This is a genomic window from Peribacillus sp. NPDC096622 (genome assembly GCF_044762665.1).
Classification (GTDB): domain Bacteria; phylum Bacillota; class Bacilli; order Bacillales; family DSM-1321; genus Peribacillus; species Peribacillus frigoritolerans_B.
In genome coordinates this window covers 185,094-198,766 of record NZ_JBIWES010000009.1, presented here as the reverse complement: position 1 = coordinate 198,766, position 13,673 = coordinate 185,094, and the positions used below count along the sequence as shown (strand labels likewise).

General features: G+C 37.9%; 13 protein-coding genes. 4 read left to right on the top strand and 9 right to left on the bottom strand.

What is annotated here, in order from left to right; all coding sequences use genetic code 11:
• Positions 1–129 precede the first annotated feature (129 nt).
• The 6 genes from ACIQYG_RS17340 to ACIQYG_RS17315 form a co-directional block, all read right to left on the bottom strand.
• On the bottom strand, positions 130–1,194 hold the full coding sequence (locus ACIQYG_RS17340; protein WP_402840209.1) for a M14 family zinc carboxypeptidase: 1,065 nt from the start codon (positions 1,192–1,194) through the stop codon (positions 130–132).
• Between the two features lie 287 nt (positions 1,195–1,481).
• Positions 1,482–2,567 carry a GerAB/ArcD/ProY family transporter gene (locus ACIQYG_RS17335; RefSeq protein ID WP_402840207.1) on the bottom strand — a complete coding sequence of 362 codons (1,086 nt, stop codon included), beginning with the start codon at positions 2,565–2,567 and terminating at the stop codon, positions 1,482–1,484.
• A gap of 13 nt (positions 2,568–2,580) precedes the next feature.
• Positions 2,581–2,814 carry a hypothetical protein gene (locus tag ACIQYG_RS17330; protein WP_402840205.1) on the bottom strand — a complete coding sequence of 78 codons (234 nt, stop codon included), beginning with the start codon at positions 2,812–2,814 and terminating at the stop codon, positions 2,581–2,583.
• A gap of 6 nt (positions 2,815–2,820) precedes the next feature.
• Positions 2,821–4,008, bottom strand: coding sequence for a Ger(x)C family spore germination protein (locus tag ACIQYG_RS17325; RefSeq protein ID WP_402840204.1), 1,188 nt, complete (start codon positions 4,006–4,008; stop codon positions 2,821–2,823).
• A 27-nt stretch (positions 4,009–4,035) separates the two neighbouring features.
• Positions 4,036–5,526, bottom strand: a complete 1,491-nt coding sequence (locus ACIQYG_RS17320; protein ID WP_402840268.1) for a spore germination protein — start codon at positions 5,524–5,526, stop codon at positions 4,036–4,038.
• 1,097 nt (positions 5,527–6,623) lie between these two features.
• Positions 6,624–6,977: a GNAT family N-acetyltransferase gene (locus ACIQYG_RS17315; protein ID WP_402840201.1), complete on the bottom strand. Its 354-nt coding sequence runs from the start codon at positions 6,975–6,977 to the stop codon at positions 6,624–6,626.
• A gap of 497 nt (positions 6,978–7,474) precedes the next feature.
• On the opposite strand from ACIQYG_RS17315, the gene ACIQYG_RS17310 reads away from it, so the two are divergent.
• From ACIQYG_RS17310 to ACIQYG_RS17300, 3 genes are all read left to right on the top strand, one after another.
• Entirely contained in the window at positions 7,475–8,590 is a 1,116-nt protein-coding gene (locus tag ACIQYG_RS17310; RefSeq protein ID WP_402840198.1) for a GerAB/ArcD/ProY family transporter, read from the top strand.
• Between the two features lie 130 nt (positions 8,591–8,720).
• The gene (locus ACIQYG_RS17305) at positions 8,721–9,287 is read left to right on the top strand and encodes a DUF2238 domain-containing protein (protein WP_402840195.1); all 567 of its coding nucleotides are present in this window, start codon (positions 8,721–8,723) and stop codon (positions 9,285–9,287) included.
• A gap of 20 nt (positions 9,288–9,307) precedes the next feature.
• Positions 9,308–9,883 (top strand): DUF2238 domain-containing protein, encoded by a 576-nt coding sequence (locus ACIQYG_RS17300; RefSeq protein WP_402840192.1) that lies wholly within the window; start codon positions 9,308–9,310, stop codon positions 9,881–9,883.
• Between the two features lie 793 nt (positions 9,884–10,676).
• Here ACIQYG_RS17300 and ACIQYG_RS17295 read toward each other — a convergent pair.
• Both ACIQYG_RS17295 and ACIQYG_RS17290 read right to left on the bottom strand, forming a co-directional pair.
• Positions 10,677–11,147, bottom strand: a complete 471-nt coding sequence (locus ACIQYG_RS17295; RefSeq protein WP_402840189.1) for a hypothetical protein — start codon at positions 11,145–11,147, stop codon at positions 10,677–10,679.
• A complete protein-coding gene (locus ACIQYG_RS17290) occupies positions 11,137–11,517 on the bottom strand; it encodes a hypothetical protein (protein ID WP_222619893.1) in 381 nt (126 codons plus the stop codon). The genes ACIQYG_RS17295 and ACIQYG_RS17290 overlap by 11 nt, the downstream gene beginning before the upstream one ends.
• A 475-nt stretch (positions 11,518–11,992) precedes the next feature.
• On the opposite strand from ACIQYG_RS17290, the gene ACIQYG_RS17285 reads away from it, so the two are divergent.
• Positions 11,993–12,439: a DUF5392 family protein gene (locus ACIQYG_RS17285; RefSeq protein WP_402840185.1), complete on the top strand. Its 447-nt coding sequence runs from the start codon at positions 11,993–11,995 to the stop codon at positions 12,437–12,439.
• 163 nt (positions 12,440–12,602) lie between these two features.
• Here the strand turns inward: ACIQYG_RS17285 and ACIQYG_RS17280 are convergent, their stop codons facing one another.
• Positions 12,603–13,634 (bottom strand): aromatic ring-hydroxylating oxygenase subunit alpha, encoded by a 1,032-nt coding sequence (locus tag ACIQYG_RS17280; RefSeq protein WP_402840183.1) that lies wholly within the window; start codon positions 13,632–13,634, stop codon positions 12,603–12,605.
• Positions 13,635–13,673: the final 39 nt, after the last annotated feature.

The window sequence follows — 13,673 nt, the reverse complement described above, 5'->3', positions numbered from 1 at the left end:
TTTTTCTATGTAATCTTTATTCTTGTCCTGCTATTTCCACTATAAATCATTTCATATAACAAGTTCGTGCTTCTATCGGTGTGGAAAAATAAAAAACACATCCCTCTGAAAATGGGATGTGTCATCATTTTATTCGTCTGCTTCTGCCCCAGGACGATTGGTTTGTGTTGGCAGGGTGTCCCAAAAGCTTGCATCAACAGTTTCAATTGAATCATCGGCAAGAGCTCTTACAGCTGCATCCAAAGTGGTTACTGTTTGCTTAATTAGATAGCCATTACTTTTTTGCCCAAGCGCTACTGACTCGACATTGTGGTCCGACATACCTCGCATCTCAAAGAGCAGTGTGGCAATATCATAACGGACGGCTGCACCATTACGGCCTATATTTTCTCCAGAACCGCCATCATACCTACCAATATGTCCCCAACCAGATGGTTCAATGGAGTTATATACGACAGCACCCAGTTTTTTTGACGCTTCTAACACTTCAGGCTTTACGTTAGCGTTTGTTGGATAAAGAATTGAACCTGAAACAAGTTCACCATATGTTTCGCTTAACGTCCCTTGATGATGTAAATCTATCATGTAATCTATATCGTATTTCGCGAATACATTTTCGTGTAAAGCCTTTACCTCTACTTGCATGGAATCAGTTTTTTTATCATGCTCACGGTTTAAGTCGATCCCATTTGCATTTGCCCGTGTTAGATGTCGATCACCTTTTGCTAAATAGTCATCTAGAGGGAAATTAACATCTCCCATGGCCCCATCTGCATTTAGCATGGGAATGATCAGTATATTAACATTTTCCAAAATACCTTTAGTCTTGTTCGTGCCTAGATGTTTAATGAATTCGAGAGCACCCTCTGTAGTCAGTTGTTCATTTCCATGCTGTTGAGTTAAAAATAGTATTGTAGGATTCTTAGGATTTGAAATGTACTTCGCCAGGTAAATATCCCTCCCTTTTACCGTTTCCCCGATTACTTCCAGTGCCAGCCTTTCTTGTTTAGCGTCCTGCGTTTCAAGATAGCTTACCAGGCTTTCATATGTATGAAGATTTGAAGTTGTCACTTGACCATTTCCAGCACTTGGACCATTACCAACCGCTCCGACTGGTAGTGAAAAAGCCGTTACTGCACTTAACGTCATTAAACTAGATAATGAAACTGCTAGAACTTTCTTTTTTAAATTCAATAAAAACCCTCCTTATCAAATATGATAACCATAAAAGAATAACTATTACTACTATTCTGACATTTTTAACACTTTGTGTTAATAGTGAAAAATGACTATGTTTCCAAATAGTTTTCTTCTACACAATATAACTTGAAAGGAATTGTTATATTAAATCATCAACTTTCTTTAGTCAATGAATTTGTCAGAATATTTTATTTACTCCCTTCCTTGAATCAGTTAGCTGCTGAATTGCCCATCAATTTTCATGACGTCCACTAGAACATCAAATATGATGCAACCCCTTCTTACTTTTTTCTAATTTTCCCAACCATTAATAATAACAATGGCAGAATAAAACAAATCGTTAAGGATAATGGTGTCCAAGCTGTAGCCATGAAGTTTTGATAATGCACGATATCGGGATGCGAAAAGATGGTAAAAGTGAGAATTAGAAAAGCTAATGGGAATAGAAGTATTTTGTAATTTTGCATACCCAGCAATTGAGCTAGTCCCAGGGCGAGTCCATAAAAGCATATGGTCAACTTAAAATACTCTGTAAAAACCCAAATGAAGGCCACAATGACCTCGACCCTTTCAAAAAAATTACCAATGCTTATCATCATTCCCAGTTTATAAGAAGGGTAAGTTAACCTTGCTGTATTATCAGCACCCAATACAAGGATACTGAAAACGATCACTAAGAATAGAACGCCGCCACCTAATATAGTCCCTAAATAAAAGTTTTTCTTCATTTCAGCCTTTTCATTTACATATGGGGTGATCATTAAAAAGAAAACAAGCTGAACATAAGGCAGTGCTAATGAGTGATATGATCCCCTCACTATCGGTTTCATGCCTTCTTCAAATACAGGTTGCATATTTTCGATTTTGATATCCGGGATAAGAAATACGAATAATATGAAAAGCAGCAGTACAAGCCAAGGAAAAAAGATTAATGCAGTCCTGCAGATAACTTCCAATCCTAGCCGTGCACCAAATAAGCTTGTTAATATAAACAAGATCATAATCATTTCCATAGGTGTCTCAACCAGAACCTGTGTTGAAAAAAAATTCCCAATTTCACTAAGTAACGCAGAAGAAAGGTAATATAAATAAAATAGGAATAGCAGGGCCGAGATTTTTCCGATCCATTTCCCAAATATTTTTTCATTAACTTCTATATAAGTCATGGATGGGTAGAGCGAGGCGAGCCGGATAAATAAGAAAACGAAACATAAACCGATGAGAGTAGCGATAATATAGGCAATCCAGCCATCCTGTTTTGCTAATGAAACAAGTACGGAAGGTAAAGTAAGTATCGCTCCTCCTATGGTGAATATGATGACCATTATAAGAAATTCACCAGAGCTGATTTTTCCTTTTTCGAGCATATTCGATACCCCCCTAGGATAAAATACGATCCATGAAATGAGCGAGTGGACTATATATTTTCGTTATCCAGTCGATGGGAGTGGGAATGGTAATATCCTTGATAATTAAAATACTCAACGTCATGCCAAGTAATAGTAATAAAATAAAAATGACAATTTCCTTCCAACATTTTTTTTTAATAAGAGGAGGTATTTCGAAAAATGAAATAATAGCACCAGTACACACTGTTCCAATAATTGCCCACATTGATCTTTACTCCTCGATTTCTTTTTGAAAGGATTCTGATATCGTTCCTAAATTGCGAATCTTTGCTTTAACGGTTACATTCACGTCTAAATTTGCGAATTCCTGCTCCCAATTTCCTTCTAAACGTTTCCATGCTTCAGGATCGGTTCTATGAATTTCGTCACCGAAACCGAAGATGTCACTTTGATACTTCTCTTGAAGCGTTTTTATCGATCCTTCTATTTTAGCTTTAATATCTTTTTCGTATCTTTTATTCAATTCTTCGATTTTTTCGGGTTTAGATAAATCGATCGTGCATTCTACCTCACCTATACTCCCTTCTGTGGTGACATTTATATCAATTTTCGGATTTCCTTTTTCCATTTCCCCCTTGATTTTCGTTTTTGAACTAGTCGTGTTAACCGTAATTTGGTCACCTTCACATGGAATATTTACCGCAGTGGACTTAACATGATCTGTAATGTAACTAACACCTTTACTATCGTTCCTGTTTAACCAGCCGACAAGTTTATCCTTCTTGAATACTCCAAGATAATCCAAACGCAAGCCGGATTTCGGGGAAATATTTTGTGCATTCGTAACATTGCTTCCTGATTCGGGATCACCATAAACGTAAATCCCCGTTAGCATGGCCTGTCTGCCTTTACTGACGATACTGCTGACCAGCTCATCCAAAGTGACCGTCCTTGTCGGCGCCCATCTTCTCTCTGAATTTTCCAAGGAATCAAACACTTTATTTGCCGGTATTTTTTCAAGAGCCGTTTGAACATTAAGCGTATCATAAGCAGTTGAACCCTTCGCAACGGTCATATAGAAATCGGAACGCAACTCCTTCTGCCGGGAAAGGACATCCAGAGGTTTTGCAATTCCTGCCCTGGCCATTTCCTCACCAAAGACAATTTCACGAAGATGTGCGACATATAACCTTCTTGGTATATCAGTTGATAGGCTTCTAATTGCTTCAGCAATGGTTTTACCACTTTTCCTGAAGGTTACAACTTCCGTACGGCCGGACCTGGCATCACCTGCCAGTTCACTCGAATTTAGAACTTGGACGCTGACAAGATACCCATCTTCCGTTTTATCAATTCCCATGGCAGTAACGATGGCAAGTTCATTCAACTCAATGCTGCTCCAACAGCCGGATAAACAAATTATAGGTAACATTAAAAATACCTTTAGCATTTTTTTCATCGTAAAACCCTCATAATCCCATCAATTTTATCTAGGTGGTTTCGGAGAACTGACATCTCCTCTGTCTGTATCATTTTTACTGATCAATCGAGGCCGCTTTACTAATGACCAATGTGGCATACGAATGATGTTGTCTTTTTGATCTTGTAAAATGAATGGTGCATTTGGAGCTAAATATGGTAAACCAAAAGATCGTAAGCTATTTAAATGCAGGACCACCACGATCAGCCCCAAAATGATCCCGTATAATCCAAATGTAGCGGCAAGGATCATGAACAAAAAACGAAGCATCCGAAAAGCTATGGCCATACTATTGGATGGAAACACAAAACTACTGATGGCTGTTAATGCGACGATGATAACCATCGTTGCTGAAACGAACCCTGCTTCGACAGCAGCCTGCCCAATAACTAATGCACCAACGATGGAAATGGATGAACCGATTGCCCTAGGCATCCTCACACCTGCCTCACGCAAAATTTCAAACACTACCTCCATCAGCATCGCCTCCACAAAAGCAGGAAAAGGAACTCCCTCTCGTTGTGAGGCTAGACTTATGAGTAATGGAGTAGGAAGCATTTCTTGATGAAAAGTCGAGACAGCTACATAAAGTGACGGTGTAAGCAAAGCAAGGAAAAAAGATAAATACCGTAATACTCGAATTAATGTTGCAATGTCTGCCCGTTGATAATAGTCTTCACTCGACTGGAAAAAATGCACCATCAGTGCTGGAACGATAAGGACAAACGGCGTTCCGTCAACCAGTATCGCAATCCTTCCTTCTAAAATGGCAGCGGCTACAGCATCAGGACGTTCCGTATTATAAATGGTTGGAAATGGAGTGTATACTTCATCCTGAATAAGCTCTTCAATGTATCCACTCTCAAGAATCGCATCTATATTGATTCGATTTAACCGGCTTTGCAATTCTGAAACCGTTTTATCATTGGCAACACCTTTTAAATACATAATCGCAACGTCCGTTTGCGTTTTTTCTCCAATCTGCTTTGTTTCAAGCCATAGGCTAGGATCTTTTATTCTCCGTCGTATTAAAGCAGTATTTGTCCGCAGCGTTTCAGTAAACCCATCCTTTGGTCCTCTTACTACTGTTTGGGAGGAAGGTTCTTGAACCCCGCGATCGACCCAATTTCTTGAACCGAGTGCCATTCCTTTAGTGGAGCCGTCCAATAATAACATCGTGTCTCCCGATAAAACATGGTTAAAAAACTTTTGAAAATCAGTTATTTCCACTATTTCCCCTATAGGCAGAGTATGTGATTTTATCATTTCAAAACAATCAGGGACCTCCACGTCCAAGTCAGAGTTCCGAATTTCAACCATCAAAGTGTCGAGGATTAAATCTTGGATGGAAGCTGAATCCGTTAATCCATCTGTGTAAACGATGCCTAACTTAATTTCCCCATTTTTACCTGCTTGAAAATCCCTTATAATTATGTCTGAACTATTTCCTAACGTTTTCTTAATATGATCAAAATTATATTGAAGATCAGAGGATATAAGTTTGGTTTGATGATTCTTTGAGTCTTTACTTCTGTTTTGAGCATTTTGAACTGGATTTTGGCTTTGATTTTTAGTTTTGCTGGAGTTTGGATTTCCGCTTTGATTTAGCTCTTCTTGTTGTTTTTTATTTTTCACTGATTGTTTATCTTCAATTAACTTCCTCAATGGGATAGGAACTCGAGATTTCAATGCTAACCCCCTCATAACCATAAGCTAGTTAAAATTATGTTTTCACCTTGGCTGCAATTATATCCATCTAAGTAAAATAAATTGCAATTAATAAAGAGCTAAATCATTGTAGACATGATAATTTTTTTCTCCAACAATCACGCTCCATTCATCGATAATTTAATTAAAGGTTGCTGAAGGTGGCTCGGATATAGACTTTCTGTACCTAGACTATTTTCCAGAGAATTCAAAACACGATAAATACAAACCACTTTCCGCCATCTTTGCAAACCCTGACACTATTTGTCTTTTGGAGTCAGATCAGCAGGTATAATCCGGCATAAAAAAAGGATTATCTTAGCATCAATTGCAGGCAGTTTACGATGAAAATACTTAAGGTAATTTGGATGTTAATTTTCTTTTAATCCCAACTTTCTTGCCTATGGCGACAGTTGCCTCATCTAATCGTTTATAGGCATCCTGCAGTACAATCTAAATCAAATTCATTGAAAGTCATGTTTAAAAGTATCCTATGAGTAAATGCATAGATTGCCAATATTCGCATAATCTATTATCGGACTAAATTGATAGAAAATAGGATGGTTAGGGGCAAAAAAAGAAAAAACTCTGCAGACCTCCACAGAGTTTTTAAAAGCTTTCAACCAATTTTTGGATGGCAGGTCACCATTCCCTTAGATTAGGTGCATAGAACTTTTTTTCCTTTAACTTGTTCAGATATATGTTTCATCCCAAGTTTCTTAATACCTGGTTTCCTACTTAACTTCATGTTTTACCCCAATTTTCCCCACACTCTTGAAGTCGCAAAATTCCATCTCTGGTATATATATACGAAAAAAAGGCTACACCCAATAGATACCGTCTCCATCCTAAAAAATTGTACATTCATGGATGTCAAGGGGTAGAATTCAGGATTCCAATGTAATATATTCAGCTCCTTGTTCTTTCGCCCATTTATGTATATAACTGAGCAGATTATATCCAAGGCCACTAGGACGATGATTTACATCAGTAACCAAATCTTGTACATAAACATAGCGTTCATTATATGAATCTTCGCGCCAGCTAATACCTGCTAATGCTACGATGCTTGTATCATGATATAAAGCAAATAACTGTTTACCCTCCTTACGCATATCACTTAATAAATCTAGATATTCCTTTAAAGTCAAATCAGTACGTAACTGACTCAATATAGGATATGCCTGTAAAAATTGATGTTCAACAGTTAACTCTACTATATTTTCCACTGGTATTTTCATGCTAATACTCTCCTAACCTTTTTAAGTTTAATTGCTTCGCCGCCCTTTTACGAACCCTGTTTATCTTCCTGACATATAAACCTGTCCAATTTGCTTTCAAGGGCTTAAATATTTTTCAATGATTGTATGTCTAACAGTTTCCATTCCTTTCTCCATAAATTAGATATACCAATAAATCATATGCAAGGATCGTGCCATACCGAAGGAAATATACTACTTATAATACTAGTGCAATTAACATGCTTAAAAATTCATTCCTAACATTTGCACTAAACTCTAACCAATAACAAATCAGAAACTTAAAAACCTTCTCTTGGACAGGAGTTCGAAGATTGTATAGTGAAGCTACATCAGGAAAAAATCCATAAAAAAATTGAGAAGAACGTAACGGGGATGGATTGTTGAAGAAAGGCAATTGATTTCTGTGTGAATAACTTGAACATGAATCGCCAAAAATAAGGAGTATTAAGAAGGAAGGAACCAATAGGTGAATAATAATGCCTGGTAGTTTCAAAATTTCATCACATCAATTGATGATTTTAATCCTTTTGTACTCGGTAGGAACGGTTATTTTACATACCCCTTCTCCTTTAGCTGGTTTTGCAAAGCAGGATGCGTGGCTTGCTGCATTATTTGGAACAGGAATCGCATTGATTTTTGTATGGTTTTACATCAGGGTTGGAAATTTATATCCTGATCTCGCCCTAGATCAAATAAATGAAAAGGTTTTCGGTAAGTTAGTCGGAAAGATCATCAATCTCACATTTTTTATCTGGTCCTTTTCCACTGCTGCCGAGAGCACTTATTATGTGGGGAATTTCATTGAAACTTTTTGGATGCCGGATACCCCGCTTTTAGCTTTAAATATATTGTTAGCTGCAGTGGTGATCTTTACAGTTCGCCTTGGTATGGAAACTTTTACACGCACGTTGGAAATATTCTTCATACCCGTATTAATATTACTGACTGTTTTTTTGATTTCCATCATTCCTCAAGCAAATATCCAAAACATTCAGCCGGTATTTGAAGATGGAGCCAAACCTGTCATAAGGGCGACACTTTTTTATGTCAGTGTGTTCACGCTGTCCCCTGTTATGTTCTTAATGATTTTCCCTTCAAAAGTCAATGAAAGGAAAAAAGGGGGAAAAGCTTTTTATATTGGCACTTTGATCGGAGGAATCATTTTAATTCTGGTAATCATGCTGGATATCTTGGTTCTTGGTCCCGATACCACAGCAAGAAATATCGCTCCAAGTTATACGATGGCAAAAAAAATATATGTGGGGAATTTCCTAATGCGGATTGAAGCTATTATTGCCACGATTTGGATCTTTACAACCTATACCAGGACGGTTATGTATTTTTATGTATCGGTTGTTGTATTTTCAAACATATTTAATATAAAAGATTATCGCCCCATTACTACAGCTTTAGGGATGATAATGGTTTTTTATTCATTGATTGTTTTTCCGACGGTCCCATCATCCGGGGAATTCAATAAGAATATATGGTTATTCTATGCATCGACTTATGGTCTGGTCATGCCTTTATTATTGTTTATTACGGCTAAATTTAAAGTCACCATTAAAAATCTCCATCATAGCCAACAATGATAATACTTAAGTGAGTTGGGGAATTTAAAAAAGAACATCATAAAAATACCCTAAAAATTCAATTTTGCCGGATTCCATCTGGCTGAATTGGATATGATCGTAATGAATATTTACGAATGAGGTGAGTATATTGAAACATAAAATAATCATTATTTTTAGTCTGGTTTTTATTGTATTCATGACAGGTTTACTCATCTTTTACCTCAAAAAAGATGATTCTTCCCGATGGATGGTAGCTCTTGGGGGAATATTGGTAAGTGCTATACCCATTTCATTACTGTTTGTAAAAAATAATCCCTTTAACATTCCAATCATAATCGGTTATTATGTTTTTGTTTTCTGTACGACATTTTTAGGGTCCATCGCAAATTTTTATGTTGATTTTAAATGGTGGGACTCTGGACTTCACTTCTACAAAGGTATTTTCGTGGGTTTTGTTGGGATTGCTCTTTATAAACTATACATCCCTCAAAAAGCGAGAAAAGATGTTTCAAGGTGGGTCATTTTCCTTTTTGTTCTCTCACTTTCAGTCACTTCCACTGTTTTTTGGGAAATATATGAGTTCGCAGGAGATCTCACTTTTACTCATACCATGCAGCGAGGCGGTAACAAAGATACCATGTACGATATAATTTTCGGTCTAACCGGCGGCCTGCTCATTTCCATTTATTCTAGTGTACAAAAATTAAAATTATGATGATTTGTTGAGGTAATCATATGAATCGTAAGCTAGTTATTTCATTAAGTTTGGTGTATGTACTTTTCATGGCAGCTTTATCTATTTATTACTTTACAGCCGATGAAACTTTCAAATCACTGGTTTCGATAGGCGGTGTGGTATGTGGGGCAATTCCCCTTTTACTGGCCCTATTTACCAAGCTTCAATTCAATTTGCCAATTATCATTTCCTATTTAATCTTCTTATTCGGTTCACAATTTTTAGGATCTATTTTAGGTTGGTATGGACTGGGGTGGTGGGACACATTTTTGCATTTACTAAGCGGTTCCCTCCTTGCTTTTACGGGAATTGCTTTATATGAACGATTGGTATACAGAGATGCAGGCAAAGAGATATCCCCTTGGTTCATCTTTTTGTTTACCCTCTCTTTCTCAGCACTTGGAGGCGTCATATGGGAGATTTACGAATTTAGTTCTGATCAATTATTCGGAATGACACTACAAGGCGGGGGAAATAAAGATACAATGATCGATTTAATCGCGGATACGATTGGAGGACTTATCATTGCAGTGTGGGCCGGTGTACGGACAAAGATTAAGTTAAAGAAGCTATAAAAAAACGTTCCAGTTGATTTCAGAAACCCGCTCCCTTTCCGCCGACTGGCTGCCAAGCCTCCTCGACGCAAACGTCTCCGGGGTCTCGGCTAGCCCGTTATTCGGCAGGAGTGTCGCAAATTTCTTCAATCTAATGAGGTTTCATTCTATTTGAATGAATAAAAAGTCATCCCCTATGTTGTGAACAACAGAGACCAGCATATTCTATTATCAGTCTATACTCTATTTTATTAAAAAAACGTTCCAGTTGATTTCAGAAACCCGCCTCCTTTCCGACTGTCTGCCAAGCCTCCTCAGCACAAAAGTCTCCGGGTTCTCGGTCAATCCAGTTATTCGGCAGGAGTGTCGCAAATTTCTTCAATCCATTGAGGATTACGGTAAAAAACATGAAGGGTGATCAAGTTTTTTCTAAACAAACGTATCATTTGATTGGAATGTAAGGTACGAGACTCCTGCGGGAAAAGCGTGGCCAAGGGAGACCCCGCAGGCGAGCGCCGAGGAGGCTCCCGGACCGCCCGCGGAAAGCGAGTGCCTGGAATGGAAATCAAAGGTCAGAATTACTAACCCTCAAAAAAAAAACGTTCCAGTTGATTTCAGAAACCCGCTCCCTTTCCGCCGACTGGCTGCCAAGCCTCCTCAGCGCAAACGTCTCCGGGTTCTCGGTCAATCCAGTGGGGGGAACAGTAAAAAGAAATCATTCCCTCGGTAATATCGTGAAAGGGGTCCGGGATGAGACCGTACCCCTTTCGTAGACAAACTGAAACGACCATCTTATCGATGGTCGTTTTCATGTTCATTTAAATATGATGGAAATTATTTTTTCCGTCGTCATCGCACTGTCCACCACATATGTTCCAGGTCTTAATCCGTTGGCCTTGCCTTTCTTTTCAACCGCGTCGGAAAACTCATTGGCATTTTTAATGACTTTTGCTTTTTGCAGGGTTTTACCCACATCGATGCTTGTCGAGCCTTTAGACACAGTAAGAACAGTACGGTATATGATTTTTTCTGTTGGTTCTTTTACCGTTTCTTTTTCCGCCTCCGCCTTATCTTTAACAGACTGTGCTTCAGCAATCTGATCTTCCCATTCTTTTTCGGAATGGATGACATACCCTTCTGAAGCCAGAGACTCTTTCATTTCATCTTCCGATAGTTTCTCGGATGTGCCGGTCGCTTCACCTTGACCAAAGAAGTACACTGCTCCGCATAAGCCTGCTGCAACAACAAGGCCTCCGGCAAAGCTGCGCATTGATTTAGATGTCATTGGCCACATTTCTCCTTTCATTCGTCGTTTTCATGTAAGGAGTAAGCATCCGTTCTATTTCTTCTTCTGGCTGTTTTGTCTTCAGTGCGATGCTTTCAAATGAATAGCCTCGCTTATGTAGGTCGAGTACCTCACGTAACATGTTTCGCTTTTCGGAAGACATTGCTAGAATGCCTGCCTCTTGCACCGTAATTTCAGCATCTATCTCGATGTTCCTGATTTTTTCCTGTAATACATTCATTTCATCTCCAAAAGTGCTGGCAATCTGCTCCAATTGACTGTCCACTTTTACAGAATCCTTTTTAATAAACGATAAAATGAACAGTAATACTGCTGCAGCAAACAAAATGATCAGAGCCCATTCCATCATTCTATGTCCCTCCTTAATCTTTGAATCTATTATCTCGCTTTCTAATTATATATGGATTTGTTCCAAAACTCGATTTAAAAGTACTAAATGCCACAATAGTCACGAATTTATGACATTAAAAGGCGCGAAAAGGCCATCCATAATTATTAATAATCAAAAAACGAAAAATACAGCTTCCATTTAAGGACCATTTTACCATAATCCATTCATCATTTATACCAATGTTAGCATATTAAGGCAACATACTGTAATAACGCTGTCTAACTAGGTGATTCAAACGTATAAATGGCATTCTTATTCACATCACTGCTTGTACTTTCCCTTTAAAAAAGTCCAAGGGTTATATTAAATGACAAACACGTTTCCGAACGATAAGATATATATTATTAGGTTCCTTTTCCTGTTTCATTTAATAGGTACGAATTTTCAGTGCCATTGATTTATTGGATACATGCAAGATAATAAGGAGGAAGCAATGAATATCAAAATAAATAATATACCGGGTTTCATGCAAGACGATATCGAACAACTTCAATCAAAATTGTCCCCCTTGTTGAAGAAAAATATGAAATACGGTTTTTTTTCGACGGTGATGATAGGCTTTTCCATCATTAATCTTTTTTTTCTATTATTTAAGAACGACTCTTTTCCCATCTCGAAAATCGCACTCGGAATCTATGCATTGGTGGGAGCTGTGGGATTTGCCTTATTAAAAGAAAATAAACACAACCAAAGAGAAATAGTGAAAATGAGTCAAAAATATATGTTGGAGAGAATCAAACAAAGCAGCTATTTAACAGATGCCCGAAAAAGTAATTACTTTAAAAGAGTTAATGAGCATCCGCTTACTGCCATGAATGTTTTTTTTGAGTTTCTTGCTGAAGAACAACAATGGAAGAACAAATCCTCACACCCGGAATAATATCTGTTGAAATAAGCAATAAAATTAGCACTAAAAAACAACTCAACCAGTGTGATCCGGTAAACTGCCGAATCACACTGGTTGGATGCTAGACTATTGAAATCAAAAAATTGTCTGGATCACGTTTCTTTTTTTAAGTACATTCAAATTATCAGCTCAGTTGTTAGTTCTGGAGCTTTTCATCAATGAGTTCATGAAAATAGACTGCAGCATGCTCAGTTGGAGAAAAGATACCATTTGTAAATGCCTCGGAACTTAATCCTTTTTGCAATTTTTCCACCAGTTCAAAATCTTCCTGCCGTACTTGATCAACAAATTTAAAATATTCTTCTTTTTCTATGGTTGTTTTTTCATCCAGTGAGTAATCACGATAAATACCTAACGACGTCACAGCATCAACAGGAATTACTTGAATGGTATTCACATTCCCGTCTCCTGGATAAACGTTAATCATCATATTTGGCCATACCCAATAAAATCGCGCTTGGTCCCCTTCGCCATTCTTGCTTGCTGTCATATATTGATAGGTGAATTTGTCGTGTGTCGTTGTGCAAAAGTTTGATAAATCAAAGGATTTTGCAAAGCCAGGATGAGCAATGGAACAATGATCACATTCAAGGTAATTGTCAACAACGGCTTTCCAATTAGCTTTTACTACACGGCGGGTTTCCCTGACTAGTTTCAGTGAATCAAAGAAGGGATACTCTTTCATTTCCTCTAAGAATTCCTGATATGCTTCTGCCATAGAAGGTGCATTTTTGTCAAGATTGACAAAAATCAAGGCATTCTGAACTTCTAAGCGAATTGATTTCATACAGCTGTGTATTCCCAGTTCATTCGTTTTAAAATTAGGTGCTCTATGCACACTTCCGTCTAATTTGAACGTCCATCCATGGTATCCGCATTGTAAAATTTTCTTATTTCCTTTATCGGAGTTTTCTACTTTCATTCCGCGATGGGGGCAAATATTGTAGAAAGCACGCAGTTCACCATCGGTACCGTGAGAAACGATAATAGGCTCTCCGGCGATATCTAATGTCATGAAATCACCTACCTTTTCGACTTGGCTTGCATGCCCGGCCAATATCCAACTCTTTCTGAAGATTTTTTTACTTTCTTCATTGAATACCTCTGGATCGACATACCGTGAATAAGGCAGTGTAGGGCTGAACTGTACATTTTCTTTCGTGGACATATTGAAATCCCCTCCTGTTTTTGATCTAATTTAATAGTT